Source organism: Bacillus sp. SJS, assembly GCF_000732485.2.
In the GTDB taxonomy this organism is placed as follows: Bacteria; Bacillota; Bacilli; order Bacillales; family Bacillaceae; genus Metabacillus_B; species Metabacillus_B sediminis.
Genome location: NZ_JAQV02000017.1, coordinates 1 through 16,444 on the forward strand (window position 1 = coordinate 1; position 16,444 = coordinate 16,444).

A 16,444-nucleotide genomic window follows, 5' to 3' on the forward strand; every position below is an offset into this window, starting at 1 on the left:
GCGAGTGACCGATATCTGAGAGTGAAAGTCCGATAAATGAGCGAGTGGACGATATTCAGTGAGAAGTGTCCGTTAACCGGAGGTGAGCCCTCCCTATCCAAGACTCCCCATAGAGAGATTAATTTAATACATAGAAAAAGCTGCCCCCTAAAAGAGCAGCTTTTCACTACTATTTACTTCGCAATCAAAACCGGGATGACCGATTCCTTTGTTACTTTTTCGCTTACACTGCTTGTAATCAATTTTTTGAAGCCTGAAATGTTGCGCTGTCCTACGACAATCATGTCTGCACCAATTTCCTCTGCAAAAGAAAGGATCGTGTCGGATGGATTGCCGTCCATAACTTTGACTTCACCCGGAATATTATTTTGCTGAAGCATGGCTTGGGCTTCCGTTGTTACAAGGTTCGTCCCGTCATTCATGTATTGATCTTCATGGTAGGCTTCATCCCGTGCATCGACTACTGGAGGCATTGGATAGTTCGTCATGCCATCACCGCTCATTCGGTTGGCGTAAAGCGGCTGAGTGGATGAGGCTGTGATGGCTGGCTTATTTTCATTTTCATATACATGGAGAACGGACAATTGAGCATTAAGCTGCTTGCTTAGGCTGATTCCGGTTGAGAGCGCTTCCTTGCTGTCTGCTGTTCCATTGAAAGCTACGAGCAGGTGACGAATTGTATTCAACTTCCCCACATCCTTTTTATAAGTTTAAAGCATTTTACATTCAATACCCTTTTTGGTAAATATTAATCCTCATGACATCTACCCCTATGAAATGGTCCTGCATATCGTATGATTTATCGTTATGTTTTTGTTAGGGTAATGTATAAAGGGAAGACAGCATGCCCAATTTCCATTAGATGGCGGGGATTTTATGACGAAAAAATTTATATTTAAAATATCGATCATTGCCGTGCTGGCAGTAGTGTTGGCAGGTCTCATTCTCCATCAGGCTTTAATTGCCAAAGCGGATGTGAGCAAGCTGGAAAAGTCAGTTACCCAGCCAACAGCAATTTATGACCAGAATGGCAAGCTGGCAAGTAAACTTACATCCTCAAAGATCGAATGGATGGATTACGAGGAAATGCCGAAAAGCTTTGAGCACGCTCTCGTTGCGACCGAGGATCGTGACTATTATAAACACAGCGGCATTGATTATTTAGGAATTGTCAGAGCGGCCTTTAAAAATATTGCTGCAGGTGGCGTCGTGGAAGGCGGAAGCACGATTACCCAGCAGCTGGCTAAAAATACGTTCCTGACGCAGGATCAAACCTTTACGAGAAAATTTGATGAATACTTTCTAGCCAAGAAAATTGAGCAGAAGTATTCGAAAGAAAACATCCTGGAGCTCTACGCCAATCAGGTTTATTTCGGCGAAGGGGCTTGGGGACTAAAAAGTGCTGCACAAACCTATTTTGGAAAAGAACCTAAAGATTTATCAAATAGTGAATCAGCTATTTTGGTGGGCTTAATAAAAGCCCCGACAAATTATTCTCCAGTTAAAAACTATGACAAGGCTATTGAGCGGCGCAACGTAGTAATTGGCTTGATGGAGGATCAAAAGTTTCTCTCTAAGGCCGATGCAGATAAGGCGCGCAGTGAAGAGCTCGTTTTAAAGGAAAAGAAGACAGATCCACTTAAAGGGAAATATCCTTCCTACGTGGATCAAATTATCGCAGAGGCAAGCCAGCGGTATGGAATTTCCCAGGAAAAACTCCTTGCGGGCGGTTACAAAATCCATACGGAATTGAACCAGGATATGCAGACAGGCCTTGAAGAAATCTTTAAGGATGACACTCTTTTTCCTAAGAGCAAAACGGATCAGCAAGTTCAGGCAGGATCGGTTCTGATTGATCCGAAAACTGGAGGGATTCAGGCCTTAATCGGCGGCCGGGGAGAGCATTCATTCCGTCAGTTTAATCGTGCTACTCAGCTTAAAAGACAGCCGGGTTCGATTATGAAGCCGATTGCTGCTTACACGCCGGCGCTTGAAAAAGGTTATACACTGGATTCTCCGCTTAAGGATGAGGAAATGGACTTTGGCGGATATACACCGAAAAATATTGATGGACAATACAGAGGAACCGTATCCTTATATGACGCCTTTATCAAGTCCTACAATGTTCCAGCTGTCTATACACTCAGTGATGTGGGCATAGATGCAGGACTTGATTCAGCAAAACGGTTCGGGATTCCTGTTACCGATAAGGACAGGCAGTATGGTCTCGCTCTTGGCGGCCTGAATGAAGGAGTATCTCCATTGCAGATGGCCGAAGCATTTTCCGCCTATCCGAACAAAGGAGTCCGTAACGAATCCCATGCGATAACAAAGATTGTAGATTCAGAAGGAAAAACAGCAGGTGAATGGGAAGGAGCCAAATCCAAAGCGACCACTCCTGAAGTTGCTGATAAAATTACTCAGCTAATGCTCGGAACCGTTAACGAAGGAACTGGGAAAAATGCGAAAATAGAAGGCTGGGAGCTGGCAGGAAAAACCGGTTCTACACAGGATCCAAATGGTGGAGATGGCACGAAGGATCAATGGTTTGCAGGCTTTACCCCTAATTTAGCGGGAGCCCTGTGGATCGGCTATGATAAAACGGACGCCGATAACATATTGGATACGACGAGCAGTAAAACAGCCGCTCCGCTATATAAGAAGATTATGGAACGAGCTTTAAAAAATGAAGAGAAACAAAGCTTTAATTTGCCTCTTTATCAAAAACCGGTATCTGTTCCGCCGCCGGCAAGTGTGCCTAATGAGAAAGAAGAAAAAGGAAACAAAGATAAAAAAGGAGCACCTGGCGAGGAAAAGAATCCCAGTCATCAAAAAAATAAAGAAATAGAGAAGAAAATGAAAGAAAAATTTAAAGAAGAGAAGAAGAAGTGGGAAGAGCAATTTAAAAACAATTAATAATAGAAATGCCCTGCAGACAACCTGCAGGGCATTATTTTATTTTTTTGCCGGTAATAAGGTCAAAAACCAAATAAAAAAAACCTGCTCGGCAGGTTCTTGTTCTTACAGCATATTGATAATCCAAGCGATAACAACGATTGCTCCAATAACCATCAAAATTGTACGCAGCATGTTCATTCTCCTTTGCACTTTATAATTTAATGTACCCATTGCTGAGTTGATTATGCTAATTAATGAAGAGGGGATAAAAGTGCAGTATTTTCTTTCTCAAACAGCTCAGCAAGTTTTTCGCTTACTTGAGCATATTTATCCCGATCACAGATAATTTGAAGCTGTTTGTTATGTGAAGCTGTCAGCAAAAATGCGACAAGAGATGGGAGTTTGGATACATCGACTTTAGACCTTTCGTCTGCATTGATATATATGTCAGTATTAAGTGTTTTCGCAAGCTGGTTCAATTCAATTGCCTGTTCCATGTTCAATGAAGAACCAACAAAATATGTAGCTTTTTCCATTTCTAGTCCCTCCCGATTTTTAATGTTTTTCTTTTTTTATTGTTGTATTTCTATTACCTCTTTAATTAAGAAGTGAAACAGAAAAAGATGAAAATGGGTAAAAAGACCTTGTTGTTTGCACAGGAATACTCACCCCATCATAAACCGCCTTCATTCCCTCAGTCGGAGGCCTGCAGGAGGCAGGTCAGTTCTGCGTTGCGACAGGACGTCGCGCTTTTAGCAGAACTTCCTTAAGTCAGCGCCCCTCGGTCGGGAGTTCCACCGTCTCTCATGCCTAACCAAGCCGCCTCCAAACCCGTTAGCAGAAGAGGATTAGCGCTTGTACTCCGTCCAGCTCCGGGCGCTAGCCCCTCGAGGTCATAAGCCGCTCATCCTGCGAAAGGGAAAACCGCCTTTCTCCGGCTGATCGTCTTATGCTTGTCGGAGGCCTGCAGGAGGCAGGTCAGTTCTGCGTTGCGACAGGACATCGCGCCTTTAGCAGAACTTCCATAAATTAGTGTAGCGCTTGTACTCCGTCTAGCTCCGGCGGCTAGGCCTTCGGACGCTTCACTCCCTCGGTCAGGGCAAAAAGCGCCCCTCGGTCGGGAGTTCCACCGTCTCTCAGGCCTAACCAAGCCGCCTCCGCTTTTGTGAGAAAATTTACAATTGACAAAAAGCTGTCACAAATGATATCTTTACAATGACATTAAACAATAATTGGAAAGGAGGGACGCGTCATGAAGGGAATTGATATGGTTAAGTTTGTTTCTGTTCGTCAATCAGGCGCGGTCCTCCTTTAACGTATATACAGCTTGATATCTGCAGCTGTTATTAGTTAGGGCATGGTCCGCGGTAAAACGCGGTTCCATGCCTTTTCATTTGGAAAAGGCATATCCTCCATGGTGTGCCTTTTTTTGCTTTTTTAGGCTGGAAACGGTCTTTTAAAGATAAATAAAACGAATTTAGGAGGAAATACAATGACCCGTAAAACTATTTCGAGACTGCTTTTAAATGAAGGAGATCCAGATAGCGGCTAGTTTTAAAAACAAAAGCAAGGGAGATGGGTACATGTTTTCGGTTTTAAGCAAATTAAAGTGGTTTTTTAAAAAGTATTGGCTTCGCTATACCATTGCGATTGTTCTGCTGCAGATGGTCAATATTTTCGAGGTTATTCCGCCAAAGCTGTTAGGAACAGTTATTGATGAAATTAAAGCGGGGAGTTTTTCCTCGGAGTCTCTTGTAAAATACGTCCTCTTATTTTTAGGTCTCGGTGCTGTGACTTATACGATGACGTACTTTTGGATGTACAATTTGTTCGGCGGAGCGCAATTAATTGAGAAAATTCTCCGTTCGAAGTTTATGGGACACTTGATTAAAATGACACCAAGATTCTATGAGAAAAACAGAACGGGCGACTTAATGGCTCGTGCTACCAATGATTTAAAGGCTGTGTCGTTAACGACCGGCTTCGGAATTTTAACGCTCGTTGATTCCAGTTTATTTATGTTAACCATTCTTTTTTCGATGGCCATATTAATCAGCTGGAAGCTTACGATTGCGGCGGTTCTTCCACTCCCCCTTATGGCGATTGCGATGAACATCTATGGAAAGAAAATTCATGAACGCTTTATGCTGGCTCAGGATTCGTTCGGAGATTTGAATGATAAAGTACTTGAGTCCGTTCAGGGAGTCCGAGTATTAAGGGCTTTCGTACAGGAAAAAGAAGATGTAAAACGCTTTAGTTCAATGACAGATGATGTGTACCGGAAGAACGTGGCTGTAGCAAAAATTGATGCTCTTTTTGATCCGACTATAAAGCTTCTTGTTGGAATGAGCTATATGATTGGTCTTGGCTATGGTGCATATCTTGTCTTTAATCAGGAGCTGACGCTTGGAGAATTGGTTTCCTTCAACGTTTATCTCGGTATGATGATCTGGCCGATGTTTGCCATTGGCGAGCTGATCAATATCATGCAGCGGGGAAATGCTTCACTTGACCGTGTAAATGAAACATTGGCTTATGAAGCTGATGTGAAGAATCATGAGCATCCAATTCAGGTGGATACACCGGATACAATTGAATTTCGAAACGTAGCATTTACTTACCCCTCGTCAGCGGTTACTAATTTAAAAGGAATGTCCTTCAAAGCCGGAAGAGGAGAGACCATTGGGATTGTCGGGAAAACAGGCAGCGGGAAGACAACCATTATCCGGCAGCTTCTCAGACAATACCCGCTTGGAAAAGGTGAAATTCTGATTAGCGGAGTTCCTATTCAGCGAATTCCAATGGAATCGCTGCAGAAATGGATCGGATATGTCCCTCAGGATCATATTCTTTTCTCAAGAAGCGTGCGTGAGAATATTCTTTTCGGTAAGAAAGACGGCACCGAAGAAGATGTGGAGCACGCAATCGATTCAGCATTTTTCAGAAAAGACATAGAGATGCTGCCTGAAGGTCTGAAGACCCTTGTCGGGGAAAAAGGGGTCGCTTTATCAGGCGGGCAAAAGCAGCGGATTTCAATCGCACGGGCTTTGATCGCTAATCCTGAAATTTTGATATTGGATGATTCCTTATCTGCTGTTGATGCGAAAACCGAGACGGCTATTATTGAAAACATTCGCCGTGAGCGGAAGGGAAAGACGACATTCATCACAACACACCGTCTTTCGGCTGTTGAACATGCTGACCGAATTCTCGTTCTTGAAGATGGTAGAATCATTGAAGAAGGAACGCACCAGCAGCTTATGAAAGAAGAAGGATGGTATAAAACTCAATACGAGCGCCAGCAGGTCGAGGCGCAAAATGAAGGCGGGGTGGGCGCATGAAAACAGGAAATCGTTTAGTTCAATACGCCCTTAAGTATAAAAAAACATTATTGGCTGCGCTGCTCATGCTGGCTGTTGCCGTTGGTGCCGAGCTGACTGGTCCGATTATTGCCAAGAAAATGATTGATGATCATATTATCGGAATTGAAAAGCCCTGGTTTGAGACAGAGTCCCGGGGAAAGGATACAGTAGCCTATAAAGGAAAAACGTATAAACGGGGCGACCGGTTCACAGAAGGGGAGCAAAAGGGGAAACAGGTTCACGTCCTGCAAACCAAATTGAATTATTATTTTATTCCGGAGGCTGTTAAGGAAGACGGAGAACGAAGAGCAGCAAACGGAGAGCTAATAATAAAAAACCGTGATGGAGAGACCTCTTATCCGGCAAGTAAACTGAGCAAGGATGAACTTTTAGCCTTTTACGAGCCAGAAGTCAGCGGTCTGATTTATCTGATGGGTCTTTATTTGGGCCTCCTTGTTCTTGCATCATTCTTTAACTATGGCCAGCGATTCTTTCTGCAGGTAACCTCAAACCGCATCATTCAAAGAATGAGAGAGGATATTTTCGAACACATCCAGCGGCTTCCAATCAAATATTTTGATAACCTTCCTGCAGGGAAAGTGGTAGCAAGGGTGACCAATGATACGGAAGCGATTAGAGAGCTGTATGTTGCGGTTCTGGCAACATTCTTTACAAGTGCTATCTACATTACCGGTATTTTTATTGCTTTATTCCTGCTGGAAGCAAAACTTGCACTGATTTGCATGGTCATTTTACCGATTCTGGTTTTATGGACGATCGCTTACCGGAAGTTTTCATCAAATTACAATGAGAAAATCCGTACTCTTGTCAGTGATATCAATGCAATGGTGAACGAATCGATTCAAGGCATGACCATCATTCAGGCGTTTCGCCGCCAAAAGGAGACGACAGAAGAGTTTGAAAAGCTGAATGAAGAGCATTTCCATTATCAAAACAAACTCCTCAGCATCAATGCCCTTCTTTCTCACAACATGGTTGGATTTATCCGAAATGTGGCCTTTGTTGCGCTTATTTGGTACTTTGGGGGAGCATCCCTGAATCCAGGTTCCATGGTTTCGCTTGGAGTCCTTTATGCATTTGTTGATTACCTGAACCGCTTGTTCCAGCCGATTTCGGGAATCGTCAACCAGTTTGCGCAGCTGGAACAGGCACGTGTCGCGTCAAACAGGGTTTTCAGTCTGCTTGATGAGAAAGGAATCGATGTAGAAGAAGCCAATAACAGGCGGTATAAAGGAAATGTAGTATTTGACCATGTCTCCTTTGGCTATACGGAGGATCATGATGTACTCAAGGATATCCATTTTGAAGCGAAGCAGGGGGAAACCGTCGCACTAGTTGGCCACACGGGTTCCGGAAAAAGCTCAATTATGAACCTGCTGTTCCGTTTCTATGATGTCAGGACGGGGAAAATTACGATTGATGGTGTAAACATTCAGGATCTTTCGAGACAGGAAGTTCGGAAGCATATGGGAATTGTTCTCCAGGATCCTTTTCTGTTTTCAGGGACCATCTCTTCGAACGTAAATCTTGAAAATGAGGAAATCACTCGAGAGCAAATTGAAAAGGCCCTAACCGATGTCGGTGCGGAAAATCTGCTGAAGAACCTGCCTAAAGGTTTTGATGAGCCGGTGATTGAAAAGGGCAGTACTTTATCTTCCGGTCAGCGCCAGCTCATTTCATTCGCGCGTGCTCTCGCGTTTGATCCGGCAATTCTGATTTTGGACGAAGCGACTGCAAGCATTGATACCGAAACGGAAGCAATTATTCAGGAGGCTATGGAAGTCCTGAAAAAAGGCCGTACGACATTTATCATAGCCCACAGGCTTTCAACGATAAAAAATGCAGATCAAATTCTCGTGTTGGATCACGGCCAAATCGCAGAAAAAGGAAATCATGATGAGCTGATGAAGCTTGAAGGAAAGTATTATCAAATGTATAAGCTGCAGCAAGGAAAACAAAATGCAGGCAGCAGCCTCGCAGGATAAAAAAAGCCCGCTCGTTTAGCAGCGGGCTTTTTTCTATGGATATTAAACCCAGTTTACAAGGGTATCGAGAGACTGTCTCGTTTTAGCTCTTGGTTCATCGACGCGGTAACCGAAAGCGGCCATGACAGACAATTCCAGGTTATCGCCAGTTAAAATTCCTTCCTCACGGAGCACTTGTTCCACTTTATCTTTATCAAATCCTTCAATCGGACAGGAATCGATCCCGATTTGAGCTGCAGATGTCATCATATTGGCGAGCGCAATATACGATTGTTTGGATGACCAGTCAAACATCGCGCGGCTCGATTCAAGGAGTTTAAAATCAGATTCCTGAAACGTTTTAAAAATACTTCGTCTGATTTTCTGGGATTCCTCGGGAAGTCCGTTTGCATCCATCATATGCTGAATATAGGCAGATTCATGGTGCATATCCTTCTCATTTCTTGAAAAGATCAGGACAAAGTGACTGGCAGTCGGCAGCTGGCCTTTTCCGCCCCATGTATAAGGCATTAGCTTTTCACGGATCTCTTTGTTTTGGACAACAAGTATTTTCCATGGTTCATAGCCAAAGGATGACGGCGACAGTCTTGCCGTTTCCAGGATGAACTGGAAGTCCTCCTCCGGTATCTTCTTCGCTGCATCAAATTGTTTAGTGGCATGCCTGAATTGGAATGCGGTTAAGATTTCCTGTTTTTTATCTTGAATGTTCATGTAATTTGGATTCCTCCTGTTGTTGTGGGATCGTTGCTGGATTTAGTATAATAAATTGGAACGATAAATGTAAGTACGCACATGTATGTGGTATAGGAACATTTTTTATACTGTAAGATGGAGTGGGAAAAATGACGGATTTTAAAGCATATGGGTATTCTTGTTCTGTCGCAGCGACGCTTGATATTATCGGAGGAAAATGGAAAGGGGTCATTCTTTTCTATTTGCTCGACGGCAAAAAACGATTTAATGAACTTAAACGTCTGAATGGGGAAATCACGCAGCGCATGCTAACCCTTCAGCTTAGAGAGCTGGAGAGAGATGGAATCGTTCACCGGGAAATCTATAAAGAAATTCCTCCTAAAGTCGAGTATTCTCTTACTGAATTCGGCCAATCTCTGAAACCGCTCATTTTGATGATGAGAGAATGGGGAGAGCATCATGTCGAGTATGTGATGGAAAAAAGGAAGAATGAGATATAAGAAAAGCGCTGCATCGGGAGGATGCGGCGCTTTTCTAATAAGCAAGCCCAACACGTTTTTTGGTATGTTTCGGATTCTTCCATTCATGGAACACAAAATGAGCCGTGTCCTGTACGGAAATGGATGTACCGCCATCAGGAAGCACATTTTCTTCAGAGCGGTAGATTCCCGTTAGCTTTCCATCCGGTAAGTAGGTAGGGCATGCGATTGTCCAGTTTAAATCCGATTCCCTCAGCATTTCATACACCTTCGCATGTTCTTCGGCGGCTCTCGTTGAACGCCGCTTCGATTCATTGGATTGAAACCGGTACAGGGATGGATCATTTCTGGACTGAAGGATCCCTGCGGTTCCGACGGTAATCATTCTTTCAATGCCATGTTTTCTTGCAGCGTCCAGGATGATTTCCATGCTGACGGATAACGTATCATTGCCATCTGTATTCAGACAGCTGATAATCGTTTTGCATCCTGCAATGGTTCTTTCCACGTCCTTTGCATTCCGAGCATTTCCTTCTATGATTTCAGTGTTCCCAATAGCCTGAAGTTTTTCTGGAGACCGGACCAGTGCTTTGAAGGGCTGTCCGGCTTCAGTGAGGAAGGAGGCAAGTTCAAGGCCTACCCGGCCCGTACTTCCCAAAAATGCGATGGTCATATGGCCACCCCCTTTTTCCTCATCATACCTTACTTTGCGGATTTTTAAAAAGAAATAGCCGAAAAGGCAAATCAGTTTCCTGCAAAAAAAATAAAAGAATAAATCCAATTAAACCCCAATCCAGCTCGGCAGTCATTCTCCAAAGCTCCCTCCATCCCTTTTTTTCATTATATGGAGGTTTGACTCTGCGGCAACCGCCAAACAAAAGAGATATGCGGGATTTCCAGCCATGAATAGTCTGCCGCTATTCCACCAAAATAGAAGAAGGGAGATGCGCGAGGCAACTCCCTTCGAATCCAAGTTATTTAATTAACGAGCTCCGCCAAAAGACTGTTGAGCCATTTGTACTAGACGTTTTGTGATTTCTCCGCCTACAGAACCGTTAGCGCGTGCAGTTGTTTCTGCTCCTAGGTTTACTCCAAACTCAGTAGCGATCTCATATTTCATTTGATCGATAGCTTGTTGTGCACCAGGTACTACTAGTTGGTTTGAGCTGTTGCTGTTTGCCATGTGTGTCAACTCCTATACATTAATTTTTTGGTTGGATCAGCTGGGCTTGCACCAGCCGGAGAATCAGCGAGTGAACCTCCTGCCTCTGTCGGCTTGATCCATTGCGCTTGCTACAATACGTATTATGTTTCCAATTCGGATTTTTAATCCGGATATAAATTGGTAAATTATTCAACGTGAAAAAAAGAGGCACATATTTAATTGACAAGGGTGAAAAATACGAACAGAAGGAATGGTGAAGGAGTTGGATTCAGATGGACATGTGCCCGCTTTGCAACGGGTTTGAGGAAAAAATGATTCTCTGTCCAAACTGCGGGACAATCATGGCGGACGATGGCAGGGCAACAGATTTTCTGGATGATTATAGTGCATATATGGATATTGATACAATGAAGCTGTATGACGGGGTTCTTCATTCCTTGGAACAGCATGAGTGTGTTCACCAATACAGCTGTGGCAATTGCTTGCATGAGGAAATTGCGGTTATAAAAGAGTGAGACTCTCCAGAGGCTGCCTCAAACATTTTAGAAAAATCCCTGCTAACCCAATAATTTCTTTCACTTACTGTATCCCTCATATCATAAATATCTAAGAATAAAGCTCTTTTAATCTTGGCGGCTGATTGCAGCAAGCAGGCGTTCGCTTTCCGAACCAATCAAAAGGTGTTAAAAATCAACACCATGCTTTTACAAAGCCAATTAAAAAGTGAAGTTTTCACATTTAACACGGTCTGAATAAAAAAAGAAGCTGCCGTGGGGGCAGCTTCTTTTTGATTTAAATTAAACCAATACAGCCTTCGCTTCACTTGCAGGACGGATTCTGGATTCGGAATCTTTGTCGAAGAAGTGAACTTTGTTCATATCAAATGCAAGTGGCAGAACCTGTCCCGGATCAATATCTGTACGGGAATCAACACGTGCGATAAATTCCTGTCCTGCTACTTGAGAGTAAAGCATGGTTTCAGCACCCATAAGCTCGGATACTTCAATTTTTGCATCGATTTTAGATCCGATGGAAGCGTCAACGAATACAGGCTCATCATGGATATCTTCAGGACGAATTCCCATGATAATTTCTTTGCCGACATAGCCTTGCTCGCGAAGGAATTTCATTTTACCTTCAGGAACGGATACTTTTTCGCCGCTCATTTCAAAGAAGCCGTCTGAAAGTTTTCCTGTCAGGAAGTTCATTGCTGGAGATCCGATGAACCCGCCAACGAATACATTTTCAGGCTTTTCGTACACTTCTTTTGGAGCTCCAACCTGCTGGATCAGACCGTCTTTCATAACAACAAGACGTGTTGCCATTGTCATAGCTTCCGTTTGGTCATGCGTTACATAGATAGTTGTTGTTTGAAGACGCTGATGCAGCTTGGAAATTTCTGCGCGCATTTGTACACGAAGCTTTGCATCAAGGTTGGAAAGCGGCTCATCCATAAGGAAAACCTTTGCGTCGCGCACGATTGCACGGCCAAGTGCAACACGCTGGCGCTGACCGCCTGAAAGAGCTTTTGGTTTACGGTCTAAGTACTGTTCAAGACCAAGGATTCTTGCTGCGTCTTTTACGCGGCGGTCAATTTCATCCTTAGGGAATTTACGAAGCTTTAAACCGAATGCCATGTTATCGTATACGTTCATATGAGGGTAAAGAGCGTAGTTCTGGAAAACCATCGCGATATCGCGGTCCTTCGGTGCTACATCATTCATGCGCTTGCCGTCAATCACAAAATCACCTTTGGAGATTTCTTCAAGACCTGCAATCATACGAAGTGTCGTAGATTTACCGCAGCCTGACGGACCTACGAACACGATAAATTCTTTATCTTGAATATGAAGGTTAAAATCGCTAACCGCGGTTACTTTATTGTCGTAAATTTTATGGATGGAATTCAATACTAATTCTGCCATGTCTCTTCCTCCTGTTATTGTGCAAGTTTTGAAAGCGTTTTATCTATGCTTTCATTCTAGGAAAAGGAGGTGAATGCGTAAATAGACAAGTTGCACAAAAAAATGAAAGGGCTTTCGTGCACTTTGCCTATTCCGGCGCTGGGAGGGCATTCTCCCTGTGAATGATCAGCAAATAAACGGCTAAAGCATTCGTGAAATATTTGATATCAATACCGGTTCTTTCAATGAAACGATCGATTCGATACTGCAGGCTGTTCCGATGCATATAAAGTGCTTTGGAGGCGGATGACACATTTAAATTGCACGTGAAGAATACTTTTAAGGTTGAAACCAGTTCTGCCTCATCCAATGTATCCAGCAGCCGATCGGATATAGCATTCCGTAGACTAAGATAGCGCTGTCCGGTCATAAAAAGAGGAGAGGCTTCGTAAAAGGTAATCACTTTCCCTTTAGGAAGCTTACCTGGAAATTCCCTGAACATGTCTCTTTCGGCTTGGAACTTTTCCCTGAGCCTGGAATTACTGTCGTGAATCTGCCCGATAAAAAACACTGGTTCAATAAAGAAATCACTTAATAGGGAGGAGGAGAGGGCTGTAATGGAATCCATATCAAGCAAACCCGAAGGAGCCTTCTCAATGATGACTCCTGATTGATCAGAAAGCCAAATGACCAGGGCTTCTTCCATAAACCCTGCCACTGCTTCTAACAAAGCAGGCTTATCCTCAATCCTCTCACTGAACTCTGCATGGATAAAGCGGACTGGAAAATCATCTGGCGGAGAGTCTTCTTTGCCGGTTAAATAATAGAACCAGCTCTTTTCCTTGTGGCTGATCCCCGATAAATAAGGACTATCCGGAGAAACAGCTGCGGCAAACATGGCTTGAAGCAGCTCTGTTTCATTGGGTACCAGCCTTGATTTTCGTATCCCAAAGCTTTCTCCATCCGCCGTTTCAAACCATTTATATTCATCCAGCAGCCTTGGAGGCCCTGATAAAAAATCATTGTCGAAGTAAAGCATCAATTGCTGAAGCATAGTCAGACTCCTTTACCTGGTACTCCTTTTATTATAACAGGTAGCGGGACAGGATGAATATTTGAAGCGCAGCTAAAAAAGAACGGAGGAGGGTCCGTTCTTTTTTAGCTTATTCATAAACGTGGAAAAGCATCAGTTCATGGATCTGGGAGATTAGATGCTCCTCCTCATCCCCGGGAGGAATGGCTGTTCCCCACTCCACCTGCCCGTTCTTATGGTAGATGCCGTCGTAATGAGTTCCTTTAAAATAAAAAGAAATCCGCCATCCAGGCAAATTTGCCTGCTTGAAAAGAGGTTTCCATTGAAAATGCTGAACCATCTGTAATCACTCCTTGATTCCATTTCGGTAATAAAATTTATACGGCTTGAACGATCTGCCACTTCGATTCATCCCACACTTAGTCAGATTGAAGTAGGAGTCTTCTCGCTGTATAAATACGGCATAAATGAAAAAAATCCTTTTGCCAATAACTGGTCAAAAGGATCTGTTCTCCGCTAATTGCATAAACAAACGGCTGAGTTTAGAAATTCTTGCGCCTTCAATTTCAGGTTCATCAAATTTCATGGGTTTAGAGTTAATTTCATAAATATAGAGGTTTCCGTTTTGATCAACACCTGCATCAATCGAAAATTCTCCGATAAGTCCGTAGCGATCTGACAGTGCTTTGCCAGCGGTTTCCGTGATGAAATGGAGCTGATCCATATCTATCCTATTCTCAACAAATCGGAAAGGAACGATTTGCCCTCCAGCAGGTACATGAGTAGTCAGATTCTGCTTTTTGGATGCACGCACTCCGGTTCCAACGAGAACGTGGGTCGTTCCATTCAAAATTCCGAGCAGCCGCAGGTCATATTTTTGTCCGTTTAGTAAATCAGAATCAATCGACTGCTGAACGATGACAGGAATATCAGAAATTTGATCCCACACTTCCCTAATCGTAGATTGATGGGGGGGAACCTCGATGGACTCCGATATCACATTCTGACCGCCCAAAGCGGTTACTTTCATGATTCCTTTTCCTTTGCATTGGTTCACCGGTTTGATGTAAATCTGACCAAGCCGTGCTGTCCATTCCCGAAGTTCCTCTTCACTTTCAATTAGAGAGGTGATTGGAAGGAAGGGGCGGAGAAGGGGGATATCAGACAGCGTATTCCAGATTTCCCATTTGTTAAAAAATGAAGGATTAAAGATTGGAATTTTTTTTTCCTTTAGCTTCTTTAGGCAATCTTCAGCTTTTATTTCTGCGATTCTGGAGGGAATGCGATTATAGATTACGTCAGGGAGAGGAGCTTTCATTAATTGCCACTGGTGCTTTTCTGCAAAAAAACTGAAGCCCTCCGCGTATTTTTCCTTTATCCCCTCTGGAGTGACTACATAGCAGAGGCCACCAAGCCTTGAAACCTCTCCGATTAGTTTCTTAAAATAAAACTCACTTCCAAAAAAGGTTCGGTTTTTTTTCCCTGGAGCTGTTAAAATGGCAATTCGCGGCTGTCCACTCGTCATTGAACAATATCCTCAGGTGATTCAATCGACTTTTTCATCAGGAACATCGCATAATCTAAAAATTGTCTTCTGGAAAGCAAATCTCCGTCCTTTAGCTTTGGGTGGGAGAAGATGGATCGTCCTGGTTTGGAATTGGCTTCAAACAGCCAAATCTTCCCTGTCTGGTCCAGACCAAGGTCAAAGCCGATTTCCCCAATAAAGCCAGGAATATTTTCATCAATGTGCTCACTAAGCAAAATGGAGGACTCCGTTAAATTATGAAGTACGCGAATCCGTTCCTGCGGATCCTCAATCAGCTCTTCAAGAGTTTTAACAATCCCTCCGCTGTTTAAGTGGGTGGTCACGCTTCCCTTCCCGGCAATCTTAGCTGCGATCGCAGTGACACTCCATTCGCCCTTCGAATCTTTATTCGTATGAATGCGGAAATCAACTGCCTGATTATTCTGCCGGAAAAGCTCGATGCCCTGCTGCGCCAAGTATGAATCAAGTACTCTTCCGTTGAAGGAATGCTTGAAAAAGTGTTCAAGTGAAGGATATTTCCGCAGTTTATTTTGAAAGGCTTCATCTCTGTATTTACAGTAATAGCATTCCTCCTTCCGGCTGTACATGAGCTGAAACACGCCAAGACCGAGACTGCCGTTAGCGGGTTTTAAGTAAACACTTTTGTAGGAGCTCAGCATTTGTTCGATTTGCTCAAGAGTCGGTCCAAGGATGGTTTCTGGTAAAAACTCTTTCGCATCCGGAATACGGGAAAGGGTTTGATGAATATCCCATTTATTAAAGAATCCCGGATTAAACCATGGAATGCCGTATTCTTCGATTAAGCGCCGCTTAACAAGCTTTAAAGCGTGATGATTTTCAGATTTTCGGTTCGGAAGGCGGTCATAAACAACATTCGGGATGGGAACCTCAAGCTCACTCCAGCCTTTTTGGCCGTATGTATAGCCCATCACGGTCCCGTTTTCCCAGTTAATGTGATGTGCTCCAAACACGACTGTGTACATGCCGGCTGTCTGATCCATGCTCATCATTTTCGCGAAAAATAGGGACCGCTCACCGACTGGCCTGAGGAGAGAATCGGTGAAGCCTGCTGTAAAAATACCGATTAGCGGCCCTAAATAAAGAATTCCATCATGGATGAGCACCCGGGTTTTTCCTGGAAAGGGAAGCTTGAGTTTTTCAGCCATCGCTGGATGCACTCCAATTTCCCAGCCATTTTTCCCTGTTGCCTGTGAAGTGCATGGAAGGCAGAACGTTCCAAAGGCAGCATGGCTTACTTCTTCAAATACATCATGTCCGGACGGAAACACAAATTCCGGTCCGTTGTCTTCTTCATTCAATAAATATAGCGAGTAGATATCGGACATAACGGCATTCAG

General features: G+C 43.6%; 15 protein-coding genes. 5 read left to right on the forward strand and 10 right to left on the reverse strand.

What is annotated here, in order from left to right:
• Positions 1-173: 173 nt before the first annotated feature.
• Positions 174-686: a universal stress protein gene (locus tag AS29_RS09790; RefSeq protein WP_035406607.1), complete on the reverse strand. Its 513-nt coding sequence runs from the start codon at positions 684-686 to the stop codon at positions 174-176.
• A 190-nt stretch (positions 687-876) separates the two neighbouring features.
• Between AS29_RS09790 and AS29_RS09795 the strand changes: the two genes are divergently transcribed.
• Positions 877-2,916, forward strand: a complete 2,040-nt coding sequence (locus AS29_RS09795) for a transglycosylase domain-containing protein (protein WP_051860637.1) — start codon at positions 877-879, stop codon at positions 2,914-2,916.
• 233 nt (positions 2,917-3,149) lie between these two features.
• Here AS29_RS09795 and AS29_RS09800 read toward each other — a convergent pair whose 3' ends face one another.
• Entirely contained in the window at positions 3,150-3,434 is a 285-nt protein-coding gene (locus AS29_RS09800; protein WP_035406604.1) for a hypothetical protein, read from the reverse strand.
• Positions 3,435-4,481: 1,047 nt separating this feature from the next.
• Here AS29_RS09800 and AS29_RS09805 point away from each other — a divergent pair.
• The gene (locus AS29_RS09805; protein WP_035406601.1) at positions 4,482-6,239 is read left to right on the forward strand and encodes an ABC transporter ATP-binding protein; all 1,758 of its coding nucleotides are present in this window, start codon (positions 4,482-4,484) and stop codon (positions 6,237-6,239) included.
• Complete coding sequence (locus AS29_RS09810) at positions 6,236-8,266, forward strand: ABC transporter ATP-binding protein (RefSeq protein ID WP_035406598.1); 2,031 nt, start codon at positions 6,236-6,238, stop codon at positions 8,264-8,266. Before AS29_RS09805 ends, AS29_RS09810 begins: the two co-directional genes overlap by 4 nt.
• A gap of 42 nt (positions 8,267-8,308) precedes the next feature.
• On the opposite strand, the gene AS29_RS09815 is transcribed toward AS29_RS09810, so the two are convergent.
• A complete protein-coding gene (locus AS29_RS09815) occupies positions 8,309-8,977 on the reverse strand; it encodes an NAD(P)H-dependent oxidoreductase (RefSeq protein WP_035406595.1) in 669 nt (222 codons plus the stop codon).
• A 131-nt stretch (positions 8,978-9,108) separates the two neighbouring features.
• On the opposite strand from AS29_RS09815, the gene AS29_RS09820 reads away from it, so the two are divergent.
• Positions 9,109-9,459 carry a winged helix-turn-helix transcriptional regulator gene (locus AS29_RS09820; protein WP_035406594.1) on the forward strand — a complete coding sequence of 117 codons (351 nt, stop codon included), beginning with the start codon at positions 9,109-9,111 and terminating at the stop codon, positions 9,457-9,459.
• A 34-nt stretch (positions 9,460-9,493) separates the two neighbouring features.
• Here the strand turns inward: AS29_RS09820 and AS29_RS09825 are convergent, their stop codons facing one another.
• Complete coding sequence (locus tag AS29_RS09825; RefSeq protein ID WP_035406591.1) at positions 9,494-10,111, reverse strand: NAD(P)-dependent oxidoreductase; 618 nt, start codon at positions 10,109-10,111, stop codon at positions 9,494-9,496.
• Positions 10,112-10,420: 309 nt separating this feature from the next.
• Positions 10,421-10,621, reverse strand: coding sequence for an alpha/beta-type small acid-soluble spore protein (locus AS29_RS09830; protein ID WP_035406588.1), 201 nt, complete (start codon positions 10,619-10,621; stop codon positions 10,421-10,423).
• A 254-nt stretch (positions 10,622-10,875) separates the two neighbouring features.
• Here AS29_RS09830 and AS29_RS09835 point away from each other — a divergent pair, with 254 nt between their 5' ends.
• The gene (locus AS29_RS09835; RefSeq protein ID WP_035406585.1) at positions 10,876-11,118 is read left to right on the forward strand and encodes a hypothetical protein; all 243 of its coding nucleotides are present in this window, start codon (positions 10,876-10,878) and stop codon (positions 11,116-11,118) included.
• Between the two features lie 282 nt (positions 11,119-11,400).
• On the opposite strand, the gene AS29_RS09840 is transcribed toward AS29_RS09835, so the two are convergent.
• The 5 genes from AS29_RS09840 to AS29_RS09860 all read right to left on the reverse strand — a co-directional run bounded on the left by AS29_RS09840 (position 11,401) and on the right by AS29_RS09860 (position 16,432).
• Positions 11,401-12,528: an ABC transporter ATP-binding protein gene (locus AS29_RS09840; protein WP_035406582.1), complete on the reverse strand. Its 1,128-nt coding sequence runs from the start codon at positions 12,526-12,528 to the stop codon at positions 11,401-11,403.
• 127 nt (positions 12,529-12,655) lie between these two features.
• Positions 12,656-13,561: a PucR family transcriptional regulator gene (locus AS29_RS09845; protein WP_051860636.1), complete on the reverse strand. Its 906-nt coding sequence runs from the start codon at positions 13,559-13,561 to the stop codon at positions 12,656-12,658.
• A 109-nt stretch (positions 13,562-13,670) separates the two neighbouring features.
• The gene (locus tag AS29_RS09850; protein ID WP_035406579.1) at positions 13,671-13,880 is read right to left on the reverse strand and encodes a YheE family protein; all 210 of its coding nucleotides are present in this window, start codon (positions 13,878-13,880) and stop codon (positions 13,671-13,673) included.
• Positions 13,881-14,036: 156 nt separating this feature from the next.
• Positions 14,037-15,065 (reverse strand): YheC/YheD family endospore coat-associated protein, encoded by a 1,029-nt coding sequence (locus AS29_RS09855; RefSeq protein ID WP_051860635.1) that lies wholly within the window; start codon positions 15,063-15,065, stop codon positions 14,037-14,039.
• Positions 15,062-16,432: a YheC/YheD family endospore coat-associated protein gene (locus AS29_RS09860; protein WP_035406576.1), complete on the reverse strand. Its 1,371-nt coding sequence runs from the start codon at positions 16,430-16,432 to the stop codon at positions 15,062-15,064. The genes AS29_RS09855 and AS29_RS09860 overlap by 4 nt, the downstream gene beginning before the upstream one ends.
• Positions 16,433-16,444 lie beyond the last annotated feature (12 nt).